General features: G+C 71.4%; 21 protein-coding genes. 12 read left to right on the forward strand and 9 right to left on the reverse strand.

Annotation, left to right across the window (positions count from 1 at the left end; translation table 11 throughout):
• Positions 1 to 26: 26 nt before the first annotated feature.
• The 6 genes from ABGA98_RS33585 to ABGA98_RS33610 all read left to right on the forward strand — a co-directional run bounded on the left by ABGA98_RS33585 (position 27) and on the right by ABGA98_RS33610 (position 5,134).
• Positions 27 to 263, forward strand: a complete 237-nt coding sequence (locus ABGA98_RS33585) for a hypothetical protein (RefSeq protein ID WP_347622439.1) — start codon at positions 27 to 29, stop codon at positions 261 to 263.
• A gap of 166 nt (positions 264 to 429) precedes the next feature.
• Entirely contained in the window at positions 430 to 1,209 is a 780-nt protein-coding gene (locus ABGA98_RS33590; protein WP_347622440.1) for a glucose 1-dehydrogenase, read from the forward strand.
• Between the two features lie 67 nt (positions 1,210 to 1,276).
• Complete coding sequence (locus ABGA98_RS33595) at positions 1,277 to 1,573, forward strand: SDR family NAD(P)-dependent oxidoreductase (RefSeq protein WP_347622441.1); 297 nt, start codon at positions 1,277 to 1,279, stop codon at positions 1,571 to 1,573.
• 226 nt (positions 1,574 to 1,799) lie between these two features.
• Complete coding sequence (locus tag ABGA98_RS33600) at positions 1,800 to 3,506, forward strand: CocE/NonD family hydrolase (protein ID WP_347622442.1); 1,707 nt, start codon at positions 1,800 to 1,802, stop codon at positions 3,504 to 3,506.
• A gap of 272 nt (positions 3,507 to 3,778) precedes the next feature.
• A complete protein-coding gene (locus ABGA98_RS33605; RefSeq protein ID WP_347622443.1) occupies positions 3,779 to 3,940 on the forward strand; it encodes a lytic polysaccharide monooxygenase in 162 nt (53 codons plus the stop codon).
• Positions 3,941 to 4,066: 126 nt separating this feature from the next.
• Complete coding sequence (locus tag ABGA98_RS33610; RefSeq protein WP_347622444.1) at positions 4,067 to 5,134, forward strand: C45 family peptidase; 1,068 nt, start codon at positions 4,067 to 4,069, stop codon at positions 5,132 to 5,134.
• Between the two features lie 11 nt (positions 5,135 to 5,145).
• Here the strand turns inward: ABGA98_RS33610 and ABGA98_RS33615 are convergent, their stop codons facing one another.
• Positions 5,146 to 6,309: an acyl-CoA dehydrogenase family protein gene (locus ABGA98_RS33615; RefSeq protein WP_347622445.1), complete on the reverse strand. Its 1,164-nt coding sequence runs from the start codon at positions 6,307 to 6,309 to the stop codon at positions 5,146 to 5,148.
• A 64-nt stretch (positions 6,310 to 6,373) separates the two neighbouring features.
• Here ABGA98_RS33615 and ABGA98_RS33620 point away from each other — a divergent pair, with 64 nt between their 5' ends.
• The 3 genes from ABGA98_RS33620 to ABGA98_RS33630 are packed head-to-tail and all read left to right on the forward strand — an operon-like array spanning position 6,374 to position 9,716.
• Positions 6,374 to 7,807, forward strand: coding sequence for an aldehyde dehydrogenase family protein (locus ABGA98_RS33620; protein WP_347622446.1), 1,434 nt, complete (start codon positions 6,374 to 6,376; stop codon positions 7,805 to 7,807).
• Entirely contained in the window at positions 7,804 to 9,051 is a 1,248-nt protein-coding gene (locus tag ABGA98_RS33625; RefSeq protein ID WP_347622447.1) for a CoA transferase, read from the forward strand. Before ABGA98_RS33620 ends, ABGA98_RS33625 begins: the two co-directional genes overlap by 4 nt.
• Complete coding sequence (locus tag ABGA98_RS33630) at positions 9,048 to 9,716, forward strand: GntR family transcriptional regulator (RefSeq protein WP_347622448.1); 669 nt, start codon at positions 9,048 to 9,050, stop codon at positions 9,714 to 9,716. The genes ABGA98_RS33625 and ABGA98_RS33630 overlap by 4 nt, the downstream gene beginning before the upstream one ends.
• A 92-nt stretch (positions 9,717 to 9,808) precedes the next feature.
• On the opposite strand, the gene ABGA98_RS33635 is transcribed toward ABGA98_RS33630, so the two are convergent.
• From ABGA98_RS33635 to ABGA98_RS33645, 3 genes are all read right to left on the reverse strand, one after another.
• On the reverse strand, positions 9,809 to 10,492 hold the full coding sequence (locus ABGA98_RS33635) for a TetR/AcrR family transcriptional regulator C-terminal domain-containing protein (protein WP_347622449.1): 684 nt from the start codon (positions 10,490 to 10,492) through the stop codon (positions 9,809 to 9,811).
• Between the two features lie 72 nt (positions 10,493 to 10,564).
• A complete protein-coding gene (locus tag ABGA98_RS33640) occupies positions 10,565 to 12,322 on the reverse strand; it encodes an ABC transporter ATP-binding protein (RefSeq protein ID WP_347622450.1) in 1,758 nt (585 codons plus the stop codon).
• Complete coding sequence (locus tag ABGA98_RS33645) at positions 12,307 to 14,115, reverse strand: ABC transporter ATP-binding protein (RefSeq protein WP_347622451.1); 1,809 nt, start codon at positions 14,113 to 14,115, stop codon at positions 12,307 to 12,309. The genes ABGA98_RS33640 and ABGA98_RS33645 overlap by 16 nt, the downstream gene beginning before the upstream one ends.
• Before the next feature lie 248 nt (positions 14,116 to 14,363).
• On the opposite strand from ABGA98_RS33645, the gene ABGA98_RS33650 reads away from it, so the two are divergent.
• Positions 14,364 to 16,361 (forward strand): endo-1,3-alpha-glucanase family glycosylhydrolase, encoded by a 1,998-nt coding sequence (locus ABGA98_RS33650; RefSeq protein ID WP_347622452.1) that lies wholly within the window; start codon positions 14,364 to 14,366, stop codon positions 16,359 to 16,361.
• A 38-nt stretch (positions 16,362 to 16,399) separates the two neighbouring features.
• Here ABGA98_RS33650 and ABGA98_RS33655 read toward each other — a convergent pair whose 3' ends face one another.
• The 3 genes from ABGA98_RS33655 to ABGA98_RS33665 form a co-directional block, all read right to left on the reverse strand.
• A complete protein-coding gene (locus tag ABGA98_RS33655) occupies positions 16,400 to 17,191 on the reverse strand; it encodes an alpha/beta hydrolase (protein WP_347622453.1) in 792 nt (263 codons plus the stop codon).
• 76 nt (positions 17,192 to 17,267) lie between these two features.
• A complete protein-coding gene (locus tag ABGA98_RS33660) occupies positions 17,268 to 17,852 on the reverse strand; it encodes a hypothetical protein (protein WP_347622454.1) in 585 nt (194 codons plus the stop codon).
• A gap of 21 nt (positions 17,853 to 17,873) precedes the next feature.
• Positions 17,874 to 18,224: a helix-turn-helix domain-containing protein gene (locus tag ABGA98_RS33665; protein WP_347622455.1), complete on the reverse strand. Its 351-nt coding sequence runs from the start codon at positions 18,222 to 18,224 to the stop codon at positions 17,874 to 17,876.
• A gap of 91 nt (positions 18,225 to 18,315) precedes the next feature.
• Here ABGA98_RS33665 and ABGA98_RS33670 point away from each other — a divergent pair, with 91 nt between their 5' ends.
• On the forward strand, positions 18,316 to 19,422 hold the full coding sequence (locus tag ABGA98_RS33670; RefSeq protein ID WP_347622456.1) for an FAD-dependent oxidoreductase: 1,107 nt from the start codon (positions 18,316 to 18,318) through the stop codon (positions 19,420 to 19,422).
• An 89-nt stretch (positions 19,423 to 19,511) separates the two neighbouring features.
• Here ABGA98_RS33670 and ABGA98_RS33675 read toward each other — a convergent pair whose 3' ends face one another.
• The gene (locus ABGA98_RS33675) at positions 19,512 to 19,667 is read right to left on the reverse strand and encodes a LuxR C-terminal-related transcriptional regulator (protein ID WP_347622644.1); all 156 of its coding nucleotides are present in this window, start codon (positions 19,665 to 19,667) and stop codon (positions 19,512 to 19,514) included.
• Positions 19,668 to 19,781: 114 nt separating this feature from the next.
• On the opposite strand from ABGA98_RS33675, the gene ABGA98_RS33680 reads away from it, so the two are divergent.
• A complete protein-coding gene (locus ABGA98_RS33680) occupies positions 19,782 to 20,417 on the forward strand; it encodes a hypothetical protein (RefSeq protein ID WP_347622457.1) in 636 nt (211 codons plus the stop codon).
• Here ABGA98_RS33680 and ABGA98_RS33685 read toward each other — a convergent pair.
• Positions 20,414 to 21,814, reverse strand: a complete 1,401-nt coding sequence (locus tag ABGA98_RS33685; protein WP_347622458.1) for a glycoside hydrolase family 28 protein — start codon at positions 21,812 to 21,814, stop codon at positions 20,414 to 20,416. The genes ABGA98_RS33680 and ABGA98_RS33685 overlap by 4 nt on opposite strands.
• Positions 21,815 to 21,835 lie beyond the last annotated feature (21 nt).

Here is a 21,835-nt window from a genome sequence, read left to right on the forward strand (position 1 = left end):
TCCTGCAGCGCCCGCCGTTCATCCGAATGGACCCGCCACAGCACAGCTTCTACCGGCGCATGCTCATCCAGGAGTTCACCCTCAAGCGCATCAAGACGATGCGGCGACCGGTCGCCGACCGGGTCGTGTTCGACAAGCTCATCCAGGTGCTGGTGGTTGGCTGCGGATACCGCAAGATCACCGACGCGACCCGCTCGACGGCCAACGAGCCGCCCTGCCGTCGAACAGTGAACGGTACGAGCCGGCTGGAAGCGGGAAGCTGATTCCGCAGCTCAGGACCTATTGGAAGCTGGTGTCACGTTGGTTAACGACACCCGATTTCTCCGACTACGCCCGCGAAACCGCAGCCAACGGCGTCTGGAACGCCTGACCGCAGCGTTTTCCGCCTAGTCAGCTCATCGAGTCGACGAACAATAGGAAGGGACGAGCATGTCTGGTCTGCAGGACAAGGTAGTGATCGTGACGGGTGGCGCCCGCGGGATCGGTGCGGCCGTGGCCGCCCGCATGGCTCGGGACGGAGCCAAGGTGGTGGTCACCGACCTGCTCGACGAACAGGGTGCGAAGACCGCCTCCGAGATCCGGTGCCTGTTCCTCCGTCACGACGTGACCAGCGAGGATGACTGGAAGAGCGTGGTGGAGGCGACCGTCGAGCGCTACGGCCGGGTGGACGGCCTGGTCAACAACGCCGGGATCGCCGCGGGGGCACCTCTCGAGAGCGAGACGCTGGAGCAGTTCGAACGGGTGCTGAAGGTCAACCTGACCGGGGTGTTCCTCGGGCTGAAGGCGGTCATCGAAGCGATGCGGGCGGCCGGCGGCGGCTCGATCGTCAACATCGCTTCCATTTCGGGACTGATTGGGCTTCCTGGGGCCTCGGGGTACGGGGTGTCCAAGTGGGGCGTCCGCGGCCTGACCAAGATCGCCGCAGCGGAGCTCGGCCGCCACCGGATTCGAGTCAACGCCGTGAACCCGGGCGTGATCTACACCCCGCTGACCATGGAGCGTAATGCGCAGTTGGGAGAAGGCAACTTCCCCCTGGCCGCGCTGGGCCGGATCGGCGTCCCGGAGGAGATCGGCGAGGCCGTGTCCTTCCTCACCTCGGACGCGGCCTCGTACGTGACCGGCGCGGAGATCACGGTGGACGGCGGCTGGACATCCGGGCAGGCCATGATGACGCAGCACCCCGACCCCACCGACAGGACCGCCCCCTGACCCTTGGGTTCAAGTCCATTCCCTTGAGCAACGAGTGATCTCATGTCCAAAGTAATCGGCGTTCTCGGTGCTGGTACCGGGGCTCGGCGTCTCCGTGGCCCGGCGCTTCGGGCGCGAAGGCTTCCGTCTGGCCCTGGTGGCCCGCCGTAAAGACCGGCTGGACGCACCCGTCGAGCAACTCGCAGGAGAGGGCATCGAGGCTGCCGCCTTCACCGCTGACTTGGCAGCCGCGGCGGCCAAGCACTACGACGCGGACCAGCTCGCCGCCCTGGTGGCGCTCACCGCCGTGATGAACGCCTTCAACCGCGTGAACATCATCACCGCGCAGCCGGCCCCGGGCTCCTACCAGCCAGGCCAGTGGTAGCCGGCAGCCGACAGTGACAACGCCCGAGGAGGTGAGACCCATGAACACTGCATCGACGTGGGTGCCTGTCCCGCTCGAAAACACGGATTCGAGCTGCTGGTGCTCCGTCACGAGTGGCGTACCCCGACCATCCGCGCGAACATCGCCTGCCCATCCGGGCGGCGCAGACCGGGACCTGACCACCCTGACCACGGCTCAGCACCTTCAAGCAAAGGAACAAACCGACATGGCCTTTATCTTCGAACGTGTCACCGTCCCCCTCCGCGACGGTGTCAAGGTCGAGGGGCTGCTGTACCGCAGCCAGGACGAGCCGCGACCGGCGCTTCTCGTGCGGACGCCTTACGGCGCCGACAACATGAACATGATCAACGTGCCGGAGTATCTGTACCTCCTCAAGGCGGGATACAACGTCGCGTGGATGGAGTGCCGGGGAACCTACGGCTCCGATGGGGACTTCCACAGCATCGAGGAAGAACTCGACGATGGCTACGACACCGTCGACTGGCTCGTGCGTCAGCCGTGGAGCGATGGCAGGGTCGCAACCTATGGGCCGTCATACGCCGGACAGACGCAATGGGCGATCGCGGCTTCCCGGCACCCGGCCGTCAAAGCACTCGCCGTCGCGATGTCGGCCGCCGACTGGTACACAGGCTTCTGGTATCACCCCGGGGGGGCGATGTTCCATCAGATCGCCCTCACGTGGCACTTCGGCATGCGGATGCAGGAGGAAATCCGTTCGATGGCCTTGGGCGGCGGCGACCCCGCGCTCGTGGCCGACCTCGGCGCCCAGCTAATGAGCGGTCCGCACACCTATGACAATGTTCCGCTCCATCGGCAATCGCTGGTCGCCGGCGATGAGCGGCTGCAAAAGATCCTCGACAACCCGGAAAACAATGACTACTGGAAGGCCCTCGACAGGTCGCAGGCCTTCTCCGACATGACGCAGCCGATCCTGATGATCGCCGGCTGGTTCGATTACTTTATCAACGGGCAGATTCGCGATTTCGCGCGTTACCGCGCGACCGCGGCGAGTCCGCAAGCACGCCGAGGGACACGGATCATCATCGGTCCCTGGACCCACTGGCCGCTGGAGAACAATTTCCCCGATGCCGATTTCGGGATGGCGGCGAGTGCGAAGGGAGCCGATCTCACCGGAGAGCACCTTCGCCATTACGCACAGTGTCTGCCTTTCGGTGACGCGGTCCCTCGGACGGCGGCTCCCGTCAAGATTTTCGTCATGGGTGTCAACGAGTGGCGTGAGGAGCAGGACTGGCCGCTACCGGACACCACTTACACCGACCTCTACCTGGACGGCGCCGCTTGCGGGCGTGACGGCTCGCTTCGCAGGTCCCCCGCGGCGAGCCAGAACTCTGCCGAATATGACTATGACCCGAAGAACCCTGTCCCGAGCCGCGGGGGCAACTACGGCGGGTCTTATCGCACGGATGGACCAGTAGACCAGCGAGACATCGAGGAACGAGCCGACGTGCTGTCGTTCACCACGGAGTTGCTGACGCAGAACACCGAGGTGACAGGCCACGTACGGGCCACACTGTTCGTGCAGTCCAGCGCTCCTGACACCGACTTCACAGCCAAACTGGTCGACGTCCACCCCGACGGCAGCGCCCGCCACGTATGCGACGGCATCCTTCGCATGCGCTATCGCGACGGGCTCGAAACGCCCACCCTGATCAACCCCGGCCAGGTGTATGAGATCGAGGTGGACATGTCGGTGACCTCCATGGTGTTCCTGGCCGGCCACCGGATCCGCATCGATATCTCCAGCAGCAACTTCCCACGATTCGACCGGAACACGAACACCGGTGGTTTTATCAGCCGGGAAGCCATCAACGACGCCGTGGTCGCCCATAACGCCATCCTCACCGGACCGGATCATCCGAGCCGGGTGACGTTGCCATTGATCCAGCGATAATCGAGGTGCACGGGTTAGGGATGGCCCGGCGAAACACCGGACCATCCCTAACTCCGTGCATCATGCATTTGCCACGGGCTGCCTGACAGAGGCTTCGGGCGCGGCTCGCGATACAGCATGAGCCAGCCCAAGCTGCGTTCGACGACCCATCGGCGTTTGACGACATGGAATCCACAGGTTTCGAGTCATCCCTAAACCCCCACTCAGGGTCTACATCACCCGCCAGGGCTACAACGCCACCACCACGCCGCTGGGCTGGAACCACCCACCTGGTGCTCGTCAGGGAGGCCCCGCGTTACGCGCCCGGCGAGACGTACATGAGCAACGGCATCAGCAAGGGTTCGCGCACCGGCCGTCACGTGGTCTACACGATCTGGAAGGCCTCGCACATGGACCAGACGTACTACATCTGCAGCGACGTCAACTTCGGCTGAGCCGCGCACCCGCGCCCGGCGCTGATGGACGGCGCTGATGGACGGCGCTGATGGACAGGGCTGATGGACAGGGCTGATGGACAGGGCTGATGGACAGGACGGAAGGGCAGGGTTGAGGGTCGAGTCATGACATTTCCTGCTTTCACGTCCAGCCAGGGTGAACCCCGAGCCCGCGGCGAGGAGCTCGGCGCCCACCGCCGCGCGGCCATCGCCGCCAATCTCGCCGGCTACAGCGACCTGTTCAGGGTCGCCGGCGCCACCCCCGCGCAGGTCCGCGCGTGGGGCGAGCAGGCGCTCGACCGCGGCGCCGCATGGGCGCCCCGGCTGGCCGACGAGATCGCCGGGATCGCGTCCGGGGCCGGGCTGGAGCCGTGGCAGGTCGCCGTGGTCAACGCCAGGACCGAGATCCTGGCCGCCCTCCACGCGAGCGGCGAGGGGGAGTGCTCGACGTCCGTCGTGCTGCCGGGCCCCGGCCTGCCGCCGCGTACGGTGCAGACCTGGGACTGGCACGACCACCTGCGCGAGGCCCCCATGTTGTGGGAGCTGGAGCCCAGCCCCGGGCACGTCGTGCGCACGTTCACCGAGTCGGGGGCGCTGGCCAAGATCGGGGTGAACACGGCGGGCCTGGGCGTGCACTTCAACATCCTGCGCCACGACGCCGACACCGCCGAGGTCGGCGTGCCCGTGCACCTGATCGCCCGCCGCATCCTGGACGAGGCGGCCACCGTCGAGGAGGCCGCCGGCATCGCCCGCTCGGCCACGGTCTCGGCCTCCACCGTCATCACCGCCGTGACCGCGGGCGGCGCGGGCGCGATCGAGATCTCCCCGGCCGGCGTGGCCGTCATCCCGCCCGATCCCGGCGGCGTCCTGATGCACTGCAACCACTTCCTCGACCCCGCGCTGGCCGCGGGGGAGCGGCACGCCACCGAGCGGCCTGGCACGTACGCCCGCCTGCGGCACCTGCGCGACCACGCCGGCGAGCTCAGCGGTGACGACCTGACGAAACGTGCGCTCGCCCTGCTCAGCCACGGCCCCGACGGGGCTCCCGTGTGCGCCCACCCCGACCTGTCGCAGCCGATCGACCAGCGGTGGGAGACGCTGGCCACGATCGGGCTCGACGTGCGGGCCGGGCGGCTTCTGGTGCACCAGGGCGGGCCCTGCCGGGTCGCCGAGGGGACCTGGCAGGCGTTCTGATCGGCGGCCCGTCAGCTGAACGCGCCGATCCCGGTGAGCGCCTTGCCCAGCACCAGCGTGTGGATCTCCGACGTCCCCTCGTAGGTCAGCACGGACTCCAGGTTCACGGAGTGCCTGATCACCGGGTATTCCAGGGTGACGCCGCTCGCGCCGAGCAGCGTGCGGCACTTCCTGGCGATCTCCAGGGCCTCGCGCACGTTGTTCAGCTTGCCGGCGCTCACCTGCTCGGGGGTGATCGTGCCGGCCTCCTTCAGCCGCCCGAGGTGCACCGCGAGCAGCAGGCCCTTGCCCAGCTCCAGCGCCATGTCGGCGAGCTTCTCCTGGGTGAGCTGGTAGGAGGCGAGCGGCCTGGCGAACACCTGGCGGTCGCCCGCGTACGCGATCGCGGTCTCCAGGCAGTCGAGCGCCGCCCCCATCGACCCGAACACGATCCCGAACCGCGCCTCGTTGAGGCAGCCCAGCGGCCCGGACAGGCCCCTGGCGCCCGGCAACATCGCCTCGCCGGGCAGTCGCACCCCGTCGAGCACCAGCTCGCTGGTCACGCTGGCGCGCAGCGAGATCTTGTGCTTGACGTCGTTCACGGTGAAGCCCGGCGTGCCCGTGGGGACCAGGAACCCCCTGACGCCCTCGTCCGTGCGGGCCCACACCACCGCGACGTCCGACACCGAGCCGTTGGTGATCCACATTTTGGTGCCGTTCAGCACCCAGTCGCCGCCCTCGCGTTTGGCCGTGGTGCGCATGCCCCCGGGATCGGAGCCGAAGTCGGGCTCGGTCAGGCCGAAGCAGCCGATGCGCTCGCCGGCCGCCATCGCGGGCAGCCACTCCTGCTTCTGGTTCTCGCTGCCGTACTTCCAGATGGCGTACATGGCCAGCGACCCCTGCACCGACACCAGGCTGCGCAGCCCGGAGTCGGCCGCCTCCAGTTCCAGGCAGGCCAGCCCGTACGAGACCGCGCCCATGCCCGCGCAGCCGTAGCCGTCGAGGTGCATGCCGAGCACGCCGACCGAGCCGAGCGTGCGAGCGAGGTCGCGTGCGGGCAGCTCGCCGTCCTCGAACCAGCCGGCGACGTGCGGCCGGATCTCCCGGTCGCATACGCGCCTGACCGTGCTCCTGATCTCGCGTTCCTCCTCGGTCAGCAGCGTGTCGAGGGCGAACAGCGCGGTGGGTGAGATCATGACTCCTCCATATTTTGGATCCAATATTGAAAATCCAATATGCCACGGTTAGGGTGCGGTGACCATGGACGTTCTCAATCTCATCGACGGCCGGTGGGTCGAGGGGGACGGCGAGGAGTTCGCCGACACCAACCCCGCACGACCGGGCGAAGTGGTGGCACGCGGGCGCTTCGCCTCCGGCCCCGAAGTGCAGCGGGCCGTGGCCGCCGCCAGGAAGGCCGCGCCCGGCTGGGCGGCCACCCCCCACCACGCCCGCGCGGAAGTGCTCACCGCCGCCGCCGGCCTCGTGGACGCCGAGGCCGAGGCGTGGGGCGCCGAGCTGGCCCGCGAGGAGGGCAAGACACTGCCCGAGGCGGTCGCCGAGGTGCGCGGCGCGGCCCGCATCCTGCGCTACCACGCCGCCGAGGCCGACCGCGAGAACGGCGAGGTCTACGCCTCCCCGCGCCCCGGCGAGAACGTGCTCGTCGTCCGCAGGCCGGTCGGCGTCGCCGGCCTGATCACGCCCTTCAACTTCCCCATCATCATCCCCGCCTGGAAGATCGGCCCCGCGCTCAGCCACGGCAACACCGTCGTGTGGAAGCCGTCCTCGCTGGTGCCGCTGCTGGCCTACCGGCTGGCGCGGGCGCTGACCGAGGCCGGCCTGCCCGACGGCGTGCTCAACCTCGTCTACGGCGAGGCCGCCGCGGGCTCCGCCATCGTCGACCACCCCGGCGTGGACGCCGTGTCGTTCACCGGTTCCACGGCGGTCGGCCGGGCGGTCATCGCCCGCTGCGGCGAACTGGGCAAACCCGTGCAGACGGAGATGGGCGGCAAGAACGCCTCCATCGTGCTCGCCGACGCCGACCTCGACCACGCCGCCGAGCAGGTGTGCCTGGGCGCGTTCCGGTCCACCGGGCAGAAGTGCACGGCCACCTCGCGGCTCATCGTCGACTCCGGCGTGGCCGACGACCTGCTCGAACGGGTGGCGGAACGCGCGGCGCGGCTGGTCGTCGGCGACCCCCTGGAGGCGGGCGTCGACATGGGCCCCCTCGTCAGCGCGGCCGCCCGCGACCGGGTGAGCGCCGGGGTGACGCGGGCCGTCGGCGAGGGCGCCAGGGCGCTGGCCGGCGAGGAACCGCACCCCGGCGAAGGATGGTTCGTGCCGCCGACCGTGCTCGACCTGCCGGGCACAGGCGTGGACTTCTGGCGTACCGAACTGTTCGGGCCCGTCGTCGGAGCCGTGCGGGCGTCCGGCGCGGAGGAGGCGCTGGGCCTGGCGAACCTCAGCGACCACGGGCTGTCCGCCGCGATCTTCACCCGCGACCTGGGGGTGGCGCTGTCGGCCGTCGACCGGGTGGAGGTCGGCGTGCTGCACATCAACTCCGAGTCCGCGGGGACGTTCCCGTACGTGCCGTTCGGCGGGCACAAGCAGAGCGGATTCGGGCCCAAGGAGCAGGGCCGGGCGGCCAGGGACTTCTTCACCCGGACGGTGACCGTCTACCTCGGGGCGCCGGCGTGAGCGACGGGGCGCTGTCCGGGCTGCTGGTGGCCGACTTCAGCCGGGTGCTGGCCGGGCCCTACGCCACGATGCTGCTGGCCGACCTGGGCGCCGAGGTCGTCAAGGTGGAGCGGCCGGGCACGGGGGACGACACCCGCGCCTGGGGGCCGCCGTACGCGCCCGGCGGGCAGGCGACCTACTTCCTCGGCGTCAACCGCAACAAACGCTCGATCGCCCTCGACCTCGGCGACACGGCGGACCTGGAGGTCGCGCGGGCGCTGGCCACCCGGGCCGACGTGCTGGTGGAGAACTTCCGGCCGGGCACGATGGACCGGCTCGGGCTCGGCTATGACGCGCTGCGCGCGCTCAATCCGGGGCTGGTGTACTGCTCGATCACCGGGTTCGGGTCGGGCGCCGGGGCGGGACTGCCGGGCTACGACCTGATCGTGCAGGCCGTGGGCGGCCTGATGAGCGTCACGGGCGAACCGGACGGGCCCGGCACCAAGGCGGGCGTGGCCCTCGTGGACGTCATCACCGGCCTGCACGCCGCCCTCGGCATCCTCGCCGCGCTCCGCCACCGCGACCACACCGGCGAAGGCGGCCACCTCACCGGAACCGGCCGGCAGGGTGCGGGCGGGACGCACCCCGAGGGCGCCACGCCGGAGCCGGACGTCCGCGAGCACGGCGGTGGCGAGCGGGGCCCCGGGGCGGGGCAGCGGGTCGAGGTGTCGTTGCTCTCCTCCCTCCTGTCGGCGCTGACCAACCACTCCTCCGCCTACGCCGCCGCCGGCGTGGTGCCGAAGGCCATGGGCAACCGGCATCCCAGCATCGTCCCGTACGAGGTGTTCCACGCGGCCGACCGCCCGCTGGTGATCGCGGCCGGGAACGACCGGCAGTTCCAGGCCCTCTGCGCGGTGCTCGACCGGCCCGACCTCGCCACGGACCCCCGGTACGCCACCAACGCGGGCAGGGTCGCCGGCCGCGACGGGCTCGTCGCCGCGCTCGACGACGCCCTGCGGGAACGCCCGGCGGACGAGTGGTTCGGGCGGCTCACCGCCGCCGGGGTGCCGTGCGGCCCGATCAACGACCTGGCCGCCGCGTTCGCGCTCGCCGAGGAGCTCGGCCTGGAGCCGTCCGTACGGCTCGACGGGGTCGGGCAGGTCACCGCCCCCGTACGCCTCAGCGCCACCCCGCCCTCCTACCGCCGTCCGCCGCCTGAGCTCGGGCAGGACGACGCCTGGGTTCGTGAGATATTGGGGCCGTGAGTTCGGACGGGGCAGGGCGCAGGCCACCGACGGCCCAGCAGTTCGTGCTGGCCGAGTTGCGCCGCGCCATCACGACCGGCCGCCTGCGCCCCGGAGCCCCCATCCGGCAGGACGCGCTGGCGGAGGAGCTCCAGGTCAGCCGGGTGCCGCTGCGCGAGGCGCTCAAGACGCTCGAGGGCGAAGGGCTGGTCACCCACCAGGCGCACAAGGGCTACTGCGTCGCGATGCTCTCGCTCGACGACCTGCGCGAGGTCTACCGCATCCGCGAGCTGCTGGAGGAGGAGGCCGTGCGCCGTGCCGTGCCCCTTCTCACCGACGCCGACCTCGACCGGTTGGAGGCCGCGCAGCGCGACGTCGAGCGGGCCGCCGCGGCGGGCGACGTGCTCGCCATGGCCACGGCCAACCGGCTGTTCCACATGACGCTGTTCGACTGCGCGGGCATGCCCCGGCTGGCCCGGCTGATCAGGACCTTGTGGGACACGACGGACGCCTACCGGTCGATGTACTACGGCGACGGGGGCAACCGCGAGCGGGTCGTCAAGGAGCACCGGGCCACCCTCGACGCGCTCCGCCGCCGCTCCGCCGACGAGGCCGTCGCCACCCTCGACGTCCACCGCGACCACGCGGTCACCGAGCTGCAGTCCCTGCTTCCCGCCTCACCCTGAGCAGGCGCGCGCCGTCCACACGGGCCCGTTGACGGCACCCTCGCGGCTCACGGCGGCGCGAGGCTCGCGGGTCAGGACACCACCCTCTCGGGTCAGGGCGCGAGGCTCGCGGCGACGCCGTCGAGCACCAGTTTCAGCTTGCGGTCGAACCATGTCGCGGCCGGGTCCGTGAGCGCCTGCCGCATGATCGGAGCGAGCTCCGCGCCCACCGCCGCGGCCCAGGCGTCGGCCGTGCTGTCGCGGACGGCGCTCTCGCCGGCCGGCGCGTCGAGCTGCTTGCCCCTGCTGAACACGTCGATCGTCAGGTCGAAGACGGTGTCGACGGCGAGGAAGGCGTTCTCGGCCGTGAAGCCGTAGCCGATCAGGCTGCGCACCGCCGCGCCGAAGCGGAGCATCACCTCCTCGGGGAAGCGGGTGAGCCTGAGGAACTCCTTGACCAGCCCCGGATGCCGTTCCAGCACCTGCCAGACCGCGGCGGCCTGCGCCTCCAGGTCGGTGCGCCACTCGCCGGCCGGCTCCGGCCACGGGGCGGCGGCGACGGCCCTGTCGATCGCCACCATGACCAGCTCCTCGCGGTCGGCGACGTGGCGGTAGAGCGCCGAGTGGGCGACCTGGAGCCGGTCGGCGACGGTGGCCAGGGTGAGGTTGCCGAAGCCGACCGCGAGGGCGGCGTCGGCGATGGCGGGCCGGGTGATGCGCGGGGGGCGGCCGCGCGGGCGGCCGCGCACGCGCCACTCCCGCCCGGAAACCCCGGGGCCCGCCTGCTCGCCGCCCATCACGCTCCCCGATCCCCGCTCATGCGCCCGCCTCCCGCGCGAGCACGTCGCGGCGGGGGCGACTCGCCGGACTCATGCCGGCTGGGTCAATCGCCAGCCGCGGGCTCGCGTTCGTTCCGTCCAGAACGCAGCGTACCGGCCGTCGAGGTCGAGCAGTTCCCGGTGGGTGCCGCGCTCCACGACGGCGCCGCCCTCCAGCATGACGATCTGGTCGGCGGCGGCGATCGTGGTCAGCCGGTGCGCGATGACGAGCAGGGTGCGGTCGCGGGCGAGCGTGGCGAGCGCGTCGATCAGGGCGGACTCGTTCTCCGGGTCGAGCGCGGCGGTGGCCTCGTCGAGCAGCACGATCGGGGCGTCCTTGAGCATCGCGCGGGCGATGGACACCCGCTGCCGCTCGCCGCCCGACAGCGTGGCGCCGGCCTCGCCGATCCTGGCCTGCCAGCCGCCGGGCAGGCGCTCGGCGATCTCGTCGACCCGGGCCAGCCGGCCCGCCTCGCGCACCTCCTCGCCGGTGGCCTCGGGACGGCCGACCCTGATGTTGTCCTCCAGGGTGCCCTCGAACAGGTAGACGTCCTGGAACACGATCGACAACTGCGCCATCAGATCCTCCGGCGCGTAGTCGCGCACGTCGTTCCCCGACACCCGCACCACACCCGAATCCGCGTCCCAGAAGCGGGCGATGAGCCGGGTGAGCGTGGTCTTGCCGGAGCCCGACGGCCCGACCAGGGCGGTCACGGTGCGGGGCGCGACGGTGAAGCTCACGTCACGCAGCACCGGCCGCTCGGCGTAGGCGAAGCCGACGCCGTCCAGCTCGATCGACGGCTCGCCCGCCCGCGCCCTGCCGGTCGCCGGGCCGGTCGCCGGGCCGGTGGCCGGCAGCGGCGGGGTGTCGAGCACCGCCTTGACGCGGCGCAGGCTGCCGCGCGCCATGCGCAGCTCGCCGCCGACGTCGGCGGCGGCGAGCAGCGGCTCGGTGAACCGCACGGCCAGCACCAGCACCCCGACCAGCTCCGGTACGTCCACCGCGCCGCCGAGCGCCAGCGCGCAGCCGGCGATCAGGATCGCGGTGAAGGCGAGCTGCACGGTCAGCGCGACCGTGCCCAGCCCCGGCAGCGTGGTGCGCAGCAGCCGCCGCAGCGTGCTGCGCTGCCGCACCAGCGCGTCGTCGAGCAGGTCGTAGCCGTCGGCGGTGCGCCCGAACGCCCGCAGCGACGGCTGCTGCCTGGCGAACTCCACCACCCGGTCGGCCCCCTCGGCGCCGGCGTCGTCCATCGCGGTGTCGCTGCGCTGCACCAGGCTCTGCGTCCACCGGAAGGCCAGCCAGAGGAACGGCGCCGTGAGCAGGGCCGCCAGCCCGAGCCGCCAGTCGAAGACGAACATGCACACCAGCACGGTCGCCGGCGCCGCCACCGCGCTCACCACGACCTGCAGCAGGTGGGCGGGCACGCTCATCACGTCCATGACGCCCTTGCCGACGAGCTGCCCGAGCCGCCCCACGCGGTCGGCGCTGAACCAGCCGACCGGCAGCCCGGCCACGTGGTCGCCGAGCCGGTGGTAGAGGGTGCGCAGGGCGGCCAGGCCGACCGCGTATCCGTACTGGGCCTGCACGTAGGAGGCGACGACGGTGGCCACGACCACGGCGGCGAACGCGGCCAGCCACGGCCCGACCGCCTCGCCCGACAGCAGCGCCCGCAACACCGGCACCAGCATGGCGAACGACAGGCCCTGCAGCACGCCGTACACGGCCATCGCGAGCAGGCTGCGGCGCAGGCGCGCGCCGTGTTCTGGGCCGAGCACGGCCCCCAGCTCTCCGATCAACTTCTCGTCCAATCCCGCTCGTCGTCGCGTACGTGCGCCGCCCACATCCGGGCGTAGAGCCCGCCCGCCGCGAGCAGTTCGTCGTGGGTGCCGCGTTCGGTGATCCGGCCGCCGTCGAGCACGGCGATCTGGTCGGCGCCGGTGATCGTGCTCAGCCGGTGCGCGATGACCAGCAGCGTGCGCCCGGCCACCAGCGTGGACAGCGCGTCCTGGATGGCCGACTCCGACTCGGGGTCGGCGAAGGCGGTGGCCTCGTCCAGCACCAGGATCGGCGTGTCGGCCAGCAGGGCGCGGGCGATCGCGACGCGCTGCGCCTCGCCGCCGGACAGGTGGGCGTCCTCGCCGACCACCGAGTCGTAGCCGCGCGGCAACTCCGCGATCCGGTCGTGGATCTGCGCGGCGCGGGCCATGCGCTCGATCTCCTCGCGCCCCGCGTCCGGGCGGCCGAGCGCGATGTTGTCCGCCACGGACGTGCGCAGCAGGTGCACGTCCTGCAGCACGAAGCCGACATGGTGGTACAGCTCGGCGGAGCCGATGGCGCGGACAGCGGCCCCGCCGACCGTGATCTCCCCCGCGTCGGGGTCGTAGAAGCGGGGCAGCAGCTTGGCCAGCGTGGACTTGCCGGAGCCCGACGGCCCGACGAGCGCGGTGACGGTGCCGGGCTCCAGCGAGAGGCTCACCTCGCGCAGCACCGGCGTCGTGCCGTCGTAGGAGAACGACACGTCGCGGAAGTCGACCGCGTGGCCGACCGGGCGCACCGGGTTCTCGGGCTCGGGCAGTGGCGGCGTGCCGAGCAGCGCGGCCACCCGCCCCGCGGACTCGGCGGCGCTCCGCAGCCGCATCGAGCCCATGTCCAGGACCAGGAAGGGCGCCGTCAGCGCCACGCCGACCAGCACGAACGGCAGCACGTCGACCGGCTCGATCCAGCCGTTCGCGGCGAACAGCGCACCCCCGGCCGCGGACACCAGCAGCATGGCGGGCGGCGAGATGAACGCCATGGACAGGCCGCTGAGCCGGAGCATGGGGCGCACCCAGGCGCCGAAGAAGCCGGCGAAGTCGTCGGCCGCTTCGGCGAAGCGCCGGTAGGAACGCCGGGTCTGGCCGAACGTCTTGATCACGGCGATGCCCTGCACGAACTCGACCACGGCCGAGCTGATCCGGCTGTTCGCCTCGCTCCAGCGCCGCATCTGCTCGTCGTAGCCGCGCATCATGATCGCGAACGCGGCGGCGAACAGCGGCACCGGGATGAGGACGACGAGCGTGAGCCGCCAGTCGGCGTACAGCAGGTAGGCCAGCGCGGCCAGCGGGGTCACCACGGCTGCGAGCAGGTCGAGCGCCGCGTGCGCGACCAGGTGGTGCATCTCCCTGACGTCGTCCTGGAGCACCTTCTTGACGTGGCCGGAGTTGCGCTCGCCGAACCAGCCCAGCGGCACCCGCGACAGGTGCGCGGCCATCCGGCGACGCAGGTGGAGCTGCAGGTCGGCGTCCGCGAAGTGGGTGATCGCGCCGGCCACCCCGAAGGAGACGAACCTGACCAGCAGGCCCGCGACGGCGAGTGCGGCGATCGGCCAGACCCGGCCGGGGCCGCCGGCTCCCGGGCTGAGCAGCACGCGGGCCAGCTCCGCCACGCACACGAAGGGCACGAGCGCCGAGATCGCGTACACGACCTGGAACGCGGCGGCGGCGATGAGCCGTGGCCTGATGGGGGCGAGCAGCGCGATGAGCGCGGCGCGGCCGGGGGCGGGCGGGTGGTCGCCGTCCGGCGCCGGCGCCACGGGGACGGCCGCCTCGGCGGTGATGGTCATGGGATGGGCCTCCAGCGTTGTGCGGGGGTGCCCACTATTTTGTTACAAGGTGTCTTTAATAGGCAAGGGTCGCCTAAGAAACTTTCACGCGCACAGGGGTGTTGCAGGGGACCGTCGCTTCGTGATCATGTACTGACTGGGCGTGATTTATGGTGACTTGCCCCGTTCCATTTCCTGAAGTCACCGCGCGACGCCCACCCGCCCCTTTAGCTTGACGGTGATCTTCGGCACGAACCCATAGGAGGGTCATGTTCCCCCGGCACCGGCGGGTGAGATCCACGTTGATCGCCGTCGTCCTGTCACTCGGCATGACGGCCGCGGCAGCGCCCGCGTCCGCTCGCCCGTTACCAACGCGTACGTCGTCGACCGCGTTATCCGCGGAACGCGTCACCATCCCCGCCACGGCCGACGTGTTCGTCAGCCAGGCCGAGCCCACCAAGAGCTTCGGCACCGCCACGTGGATGTCCGTGTGCGGCACGACCTGCGGAGGCAAGACCTCCGCGCAGCGGCTCGCGCTCACCAGGTTCAAGGTCTCCGGCATTCCCGGTGACGCCACGAACGTCAAGGCCACCCTCGAGGTCACCTCAGCCAGAACGACCGGCACGAAGGTGTCCGCCCGCCCGGTCACCGGCGACTGGACGGAGACCGGCACCGTCTGGAAGGACCGGCCGGAGACCGGCGGCGTGATCGCCTCACACAGCGGCTTCACCGAGGGCAAGAAGGCCGAGCTGGACGTCTCGTCCGCCGTCACCGGCAACGGCACCTACTCCTTCGCCCTCACCGGGACCGACGAGACGACGACGGTCCTGTTCTCCTCGCGCGAGACAGGCGACCGCGGTCCCAAGCTGACCGTCACCTACACCACGGGAACGCCCGCGCCCTGCGCCGCGCTGCCCTTCGACAAACCCTCGGTCGCCGCGCTGCGCGCCTCCGCCAAGAAGGCGTTCGCGTTCTACTTCCCGCCCTTCCCCGTGTCCATCGACAACAAGGACCCCGCGAAGGACCAGTACGCCTCCTGGCTCGACCCGGACGGCTCCGGCGGCGCCTACAAGGACCGGGGCGGCTACCTCAGGGACCGCCCGGTGACCCGCGCCGTGCGGCCGGAGTCGCACTGGCGCCGGCTCGACTTCGAGATGGAGGTACGCCAGGCGATCGCACAGGGTCTCGACGGGTTCGTCTACGAGCACCACACCTCCAGCGACCAGCGCTGGAACCACCTGCCCGAGCTGCTGGACGCGGCCAGGAACGTCGACCCCGGCTTCAAGATCATGCTGAGCCCGGACTTCCCGACCGAGTCAGGCGCGTCCGTCTCGAAGGTGGTCTCCGACATCCTGCTGGTCAAGGGGCATCCGTCGCTCTTCACGCTGCCGGACGGCAGCGTGCTGCTCACGCCCTACCACGGCGACCGCCAGCCGCCTTCCTGGTGGCAGAAGGTGCGGGACGAGCTGGCCGCCGAGGGCATGAAGACGTCGCTGATGATGTCGTTCAACTACTGGAGCGGCAGCGGCAAGACCGAGTGGGACGACCACGTCCACGGCTACTCGTCCTGGGGAGCCAACCGGCCCGAGGTGACGGACGCGTTCCGTCGCGCCTCCGAGGCCACGCACGCGCGGGGCCTGACGTACATGGCCCCGATCGGGTTCGAGGACACCAGGGCCAAGGAACTGCACTACTGGGAGGCGCAGAACAGCAGCACCCTGCGCGGCTCGTGGAAGGCCGCGATCGACGGCAAGGCCGATTGGGTGCAGCTCGTCACCTGGAACGACTACGGCGAGACGCAGCAGGCGCCGTCCAAGGTGCGCGGCAAGGTGCTCGCCGACGTGAACACGTACTACACGACGTGGTTCAAGACGGGCAAGGCTCCTGAGATCGTCCGCGACGGCCTCTACTACTTCCACCGCAGCCACAAGGCGAACGCCCCCTACGACACGAGCAAGCAGACGGCCGGCAAGTTCACCATCCCGGCGGGTCCCGGGCCGGTCGATGACGTCGAGCTGCTGGCCTTCGTCAAGGAGCCGGGCACGCTGGTCATCAAGCAGGGCTCCGACGTGAAGACCAAGGAGGTCACCAGCGCGGGCGGGGTGTCGTTCAAGGCGCCGATGGTCCCGGGCACGACGCCGGTCTTCGAGCTCCGGCGCGACGGCGAGACCGTCCAGACCCTGACGAGCAAGACGCCGATCAGGACCAGCGTCACGTACCAGGACATGATCTACCACGCCGGCGGCGGCACCGGCTGCTCCGGCTAGCACGCACCGTAGTCCTGGCGCCGCGGGCCGCGCCAGGACTACGCCCCGCGGACCCGCCCGGCCAGGTCCACCACGGCGCCGATCAGCTCCTGGCCGGACAGCAGGGCCAGGTCGTTGTGGCCGGCTCCGGGCACCTCGACGGTCCTGACGTTTCCCGCCGCCGCATCGGCGACGGCCTTGCTCAGGCGGGGCGGCACGATCGTGTCGGCCGTGCCGTACACGACCACGACGGGCGCCCGCACGCCCGCGATGTGCTCCGCGACCGGGAAGCGGTCCCGCAGCAGCGCCCCGACCGGCAGGAACGGATAGGCCTCCTGGCCCGCCGCGGCCAGGTCGGTGAACGGCGAGCGCAGCACCAGCCCCGCGGGCGGGCGCTCGCGCGCCAGCCGGGTCACCACCCCCGCGCCCAGGCTCTCACCGAAGTAGACCACCGGCGCGTCGCCCAGGAAGGCCCGCGCGGCGAGCGCGTCGAGGCGCAGGCCCTCCTCCGTGGGCGTGCCGGGGTTGCCGCCGTAGCCGCGGTAGTCCATCAGCAGCACCGGCAGGCCGCGCGCCGCCAGCGCCCTGGCCAGCGGCGCCCGGTGCAGCCTGTTGCCCGCGTTGCCGCCGGCGACCAGCACGGTCACCTCGTGGTCGCCGGGCACGTACCAGGCTCCGAGCGTGAGCCCGTCGCCCGTCGTGAACGAGACGTCGCGCGCCCCGGGGATGACCTGGCCCGCGGGCGGCACCCGCGCGCCGTCCGGCAGGTAGATCAGCCGCCGCTGGAAGATCCAGAGCAGCCCGAGGAGCAGGACCAGCACCGCGACGATCACCAGAGCGGTGCGCGCCATCGTCGTCACCCTGCCCACGGTACGCACCCGGCGCCGGGTCAGGCGATCACGCACCGACCGCCCGCGCGGTGACGCCCTACAGCCAGCTGGCGCGGACGCTGGTCGCCGGTTCCGTGCCGGGTGGGGTGCCGAGCCGGCCGGCACGCACGTCGTCGAGCATCCGGCCGACCGTCTCCACGATCTCCGGCGCCCGCTCGCGCAGCCCGGCAACGTCCGCGGGGCTCGCCTCGTCCCGGTCGGCGCCGGCCCGGTCGAGGACGTCTTCGAGGTCGGCGAGGCGCTCGGCCAGCCACTTCAGCGGCTCGGCGGACAGGTGCCGGTCGAACACCCGCTCCCCGGGCTCCCACCCGCTGGTGCCGGGGTGGTGGTGGGTGCGGTCGAAGCTGCCGGGCGTGCCGTCGACCGACTCCAGCAGGTCGACCCGCCAGATCGGCCGGTCGATGGTGATGGGCCTGGCGGAGTAGATCGACCCCTGCAGCTCGCCTGATTCGAGCCTGCGCAGTTCCAGGCGCACGCCGCGCTCGGCTCCCTCCTGGCCTTTCATGGGGTTGGGGTCGACGAAGTAGATGTCGCTGACGGCCACGCCGATCCGATCGAAGCCGAAGAGGTAGAGCACGGGGAACCACTCCTCACGCCGGTGTCCTGAGGGCTCTCCGATCACCGTACCCGTCGTGCGCGGAGGTTAGCCGCCCTCGGGCTTCAGGTGCTCGTCGGCCCACTGGGAGATCTGGTGCAGCGCGGGCATCAGCGCCTTGCCGCACTCGGTCAGCTCGTAGGAGACCGTGACGGGCGGGCCCTCGTCGACGGTGCGCGCGACCAGGCCCTCCTTGGTCAGCTCGGACAGCCGGTCGGAGAGCACGGAGTCGCTGAGCCCGTCGATCGCCCGGGACAGCTCGCGGAACCCGGCGGGGCCGGCGCGCAGGCTCCCGAGCACGACGGCGCTCCAGCGTTTGCCCAGGATCGTGAACGCGCGGGTCAGCGCGGCGTCGCTCCGGACGCACTCGTGCGTGTCGTGCGTGGGTGCCGTCGCCATGCCTCCAAACTAGCGCATCGAATGGTGCTTTGATTTTCCTAGCAAGTATGAATACTGTAGCGACATCTCGATTCCTAGCAGAGGAGATGTCATGGTGGAGAGTGCCGTCACGCGCCCGAGCGTCGTGGTCCTCGGCGGTGGTTACGGCGGCCACAAGGTGGCCAAGCTGCTCGACGACGTGGCCGACGTGACCCTGGTCGACCCGTCGGAGTCGTTCGTGCACAACCTCGCGTCATGGCGGGCGCTGGTCGATCCGCAGTGGCTGGACCAGATCTTCCTGCCCTACAGCCGCCTGCTGGTCCACGGGCGCCACCTGCGTGATCGCGCCGTGGCGGCGGACGGCCGCCGCGTGACGCTCGCCTCGGGCCGCACCCTGGAGCCCGACTACCTCGTCCTCGCGACGGGCACGTCGTACCCGTTCCCCGCCAAGATGGACGAGCCCGGCACGGAGGCGGCCAAGGCCCGGGTGCGCGACGCGCACGAGGCCCTGCGGAGCGCGGAACGCGTGCTTCTGATCGGCGCGGGAGCCGCCGGCCTCGAACTCGCGGGGGAGATCAAGGCGTTCTTCCCCGGCAAGCACGTGACCCTCGCCGACGCGGCGCCCGACATCCTGCCGGGCCCGTTCGGCCAGGAGCTCCGCGACGAGCTGCGCAGGCAGCTGGACGCCCTCGGCGTCGAGCTGAAGCTCGGAAGCAGGTTGCGCGAGCTCCCGGACGTGGCCCCCGCCACCGCCGCGCCCGTCGCGATCGCCACGGAGGCGGGGGACAAGATGACCGCCGACATCTGGTTCCGCTGCTTCGGCGCGACGCCGCGCACGGACTACCTGCGCGGCTCACTCGCGCTCGCCCGTGACGGGCGGGGACAGGTGCGGGTGGACGAGCACCTGCGCGTCCAGGGCCACGACCGGGTCTTCGCGATCGGCGACATCTCCGACGCCGACCGCGACATGGCCGCGTTCGCCGGCGCCCAGGGCGAGCTCCTCGCGGCTAACCTCCGTACGCTGATCACCGGTGAGGGCGAGCGGGCCGCCTACGAGAAGCAGCCGAGCGTGATCCTCGTTCCGCTCGGGCCCGAGGGCGGCGCCGGGCAGCTGCCCGGGCAGGGCGGCATCGTCGGAGCCGAGACGGCCTCCGAGATCAAGGGGCGCACCATGCTCGTCGAGCGGGCCGCCGCACTGTTCGACGCCCGCTCCGCCTGACGGGCGGGGCTCGCCGACGCCCGCCCCGAGAGCCCGCTCCGCCCGGGGCCGCGCCTCCGCCCGGGGCCGCCCGCCCCGCGCGGCCGGCGTCATGGCTCGACGAGGCCGGCCCTGATGGCGTAGCGGGTCAGTTCGAGCCGGTCGCGCATGCCGAGCTTCTGCAGGATGTTCGCGCGGTGCCGGTCGACGGTCTTCACGCTGACGACCAGCGTCTCGGCGATGTCCTTCGCCGAGTTGCCCCTCAGTTCACGCCGGGGAGCGCGTCAATTCGCCTGAGCCCGCCCCCGAGGACGGGCCAGGGTGAAATCAGGGACGATCACTGATGGGCCGGGCAGGCGGGAAGGGGCATCGTGATCCCCATGAACCCTGCGAACCGCCTGGCCCAGGCGTCCTTCACCGCCGGGCCGGCCGCCCTGCTCGGCGGCTGGCTCCTCATGCGTCCCATCGACGGTGACCTCGTGCCAGGCCCCTGGTGGACGGCCGCCCACGCGGTCTGGCTGGGCGGCTTCGCGATGTTCGGCGTCATGGCGGCGGCGCTGCGCGGCGTGGCCGGGCCCGTGACGGGCGGGCGGCGCGCGGCGGTGGACGCGGCTGTGGCGGCGGCCCTGCTCGGCGTCGCCGCCAACGTCGTCCACCTGGCCATCGACCTGTACGCGGGCTTCACCGCCGTGGACGAAGCGGCCATGCGGGCGGTCTTCGAGCAGGTGAAGAGCTATCCCGGGGTCGAGGTGCTGGTCTACTCGGCGGGCGCGCAGCTGTTCTACGCCGCCCTCGTGGCGCTGGCCCTCATCCTGGCCGTGCTGCGCCGGGTCACCCCCGTGGGCGCGGGCGTCACCGTCGTCGGGGTGGCCGTGATGGCGATGGCGACGTTCCAGACGGGCCGCGACTCGGCGCTGGTGGCGGTGGGCATGGCGCTCATCTGGCTCGGCGTGCTGCTCCTCGGCCGCGGCCCTCATGAGCAGGGCCGCGCCCCGCTCATGAGGCCCGTCGCCTAGACGCGCCGGCCGTTGACCCACACGTTGCGCAGCACCAGGCCCGTCACGTCGGTCACCACGTCGTCCTCCGCCATCTCCTCGAACACGCTGTTCGTCACCCGCAAGCCCCTGATCGGGTTGCCCGGGTTGCCGATGAGGGCGAACGCCCTGGGCGCCCGCCCGGCCCGCAGCCGCCGGATGTCGATCCGGCCGACGTCGGGGAAGTAGGGGCCGGTGTGCTTGTTCTCGTAGTTGAGCGCCACCTCGATGACCGCGTCGGCCGCCTGCCCCACGGTGATGTCCTTGACGTAGACGTCCCTGACGTACCCGCCGCGCTCGGGGTTGGTCTTGATGCGCACCGCCCGCTCCAGGCGGGCGCTGCTCATCGTGCAGTTCCACGCGAACACCCAGCTCACCCCGCCGGTGGTCTCGCTGCCGATGGTCACTCCGCCGTTGCCGTCGCGCATCACGCACGAGTCCACGAGCACGTTCGTGGACGGCGCGTCCACCCGGCGGCCGTCGGCGTTCTTGCCCGCCTTGATCGCCACGCAGTCGTCGCCCGTGTTGAATTCGCACCGCTCGATGAGCACGTCCACGCAGGACTCGGGGTCGCAGCCGTCGTTGTTCGGGCCGTGCGGGCTGTCCACGGTGACGCCGCGGACGGTCACGTTCGTGCACAGGACCGGGTGGATGTTCCACATGGGGGAGTCCTTGACGGCGACGCCCTCGATGAGCACGTTGCGGCACTGGTAGAGCTGGATCAGGTTCGGCCGCAGGTGGTGGCCCTCCCCGAACATCCGCTCAGCGACCGGAACGCCCTCCTCGGCCATGCTCGCGAGCAGCTTCTTGTCCGGGCCCTCCGTGGGGGGCGGGTCGTTCGACCAGTCCCACCAGTGCTCGGCGTCGGCCTGGCCGTCGATGACGCCGTCGCCGGTGATCGCGACGTTGGTCCTGCCGTGGGCGTAGATGAACGGGGAGTAGTTCATCAGCTCGATGCCCTCGTACCGGGTGTGCACGACGGGCAGGTAGTCGGCGGGGTCGCGGCTGAACTTGATCGTCGCCCCCGCCTCCAGGTGCAGCTCGACGTCGTCGGCCAGGTGGATCGCGCCCGTCAGGTACGTGCCCCCCGGCACCAGCACACGCCCGCCGCCCGCCGCCGAGCAGGCCGCGATCGCGTCACGGAACGCCTGGGTGCACATGGTGTCCCCGTCACCGGCGGCGCCGTGGTCGGTGATCGGGAAGGTGCGGCCGGGGAAGCGCGGCGGCTTGATGCGCCGCCTGATCCGCGGCACCCGGCTCCACGCCGCGGCGGCGGGGTCGGTGCCGGTGGCCAGGGCGGCGTCCGCACGGCCCGCCACCCCGGCGGCCAGTACGCCGCCCACGGCGCCCGCCAGCAACCTTCTCCGTAACTGGTCCATCGAAGTCCTCCGTCTGCGCTA

The organism is Nonomuraea sp. B1E8 (assembly GCF_039871515.1).
GTDB lineage: Bacteria > Actinomycetota > Actinomycetes > Streptosporangiales > Streptosporangiaceae > Nonomuraea.

What these genes read in the sequence shown, in the direction of transcription:
- ABGA98_RS33585 (WP_347622439.1), top strand. Translation starts at nt 27, where the DNA reads ATGGACCCGCCACAGCACAGCTTCTACCGGCGCATGCTCATCCAGGAG.
- ABGA98_RS33590 (WP_347622440.1), top strand. Translation starts at nt 430, where the DNA reads ATGTCTGGTCTGCAGGACAAGGTAGTGATCGTGACGGGTGGCGCCCGC.
- ABGA98_RS33600 (WP_347622442.1), top strand. Translation starts at nt 1,800, where the DNA reads ATGGCCTTTATCTTCGAACGTGTCACCGTCCCCCTCCGCGACGGTGTC.
- ABGA98_RS33610 (WP_347622444.1), top strand. Translation starts at nt 4,067, where the DNA reads ATGACATTTCCTGCTTTCACGTCCAGCCAGGGTGAACCCCGAGCCCGC.
- ABGA98_RS33615 (WP_347622445.1), bottom strand. Translation starts at nt 6,309, where the DNA reads ATGATCTCACCCACCGCGCTGTTCGCCCTCGACACGCTGCTGACCGAG.
- ABGA98_RS33620 (WP_347622446.1), top strand. Translation starts at nt 6,374, where the DNA reads ATGGACGTTCTCAATCTCATCGACGGCCGGTGGGTCGAGGGGGACGGC.
- ABGA98_RS33635 (WP_347622449.1), bottom strand. Translation starts at nt 10,492, where the DNA reads ATGGGCGGCGAGCAGGCGGGCCCCGGGGTTTCCGGGCGGGAGTGGCGC.
- ABGA98_RS33645 (WP_347622451.1), bottom strand. Translation starts at nt 14,115, where the DNA reads ATGACCATCACCGCCGAGGCGGCCGTCCCCGTGGCGCCGGCGCCGGAC.
- ABGA98_RS33650 (WP_347622452.1), top strand. Translation starts at nt 14,364, where the DNA reads ATGTTCCCCCGGCACCGGCGGGTGAGATCCACGTTGATCGCCGTCGTC.
- ABGA98_RS33655 (WP_347622453.1), bottom strand. Translation starts at nt 17,191, where the DNA reads ATGGCGCGCACCGCTCTGGTGATCGTCGCGGTGCTGGTCCTGCTCCTC.
- ABGA98_RS33665 (WP_347622455.1), bottom strand. Translation starts at nt 18,224, where the DNA reads ATGGCGACGGCACCCACGCACGACACGCACGAGTGCGTCCGGAGCGAC.
- ABGA98_RS33670 (WP_347622456.1), top strand. Translation starts at nt 18,316, where the DNA reads ATGGTGGAGAGTGCCGTCACGCGCCCGAGCGTCGTGGTCCTCGGCGGT.
- ABGA98_RS33680 (WP_347622457.1), top strand. Translation starts at nt 19,782, where the DNA reads ATGAACCCTGCGAACCGCCTGGCCCAGGCGTCCTTCACCGCCGGGCCG.
- ABGA98_RS33685 (WP_347622458.1), bottom strand. Translation starts at nt 21,814, where the DNA reads ATGGACCAGTTACGGAGAAGGTTGCTGGCGGGCGCCGTGGGCGGCGTA.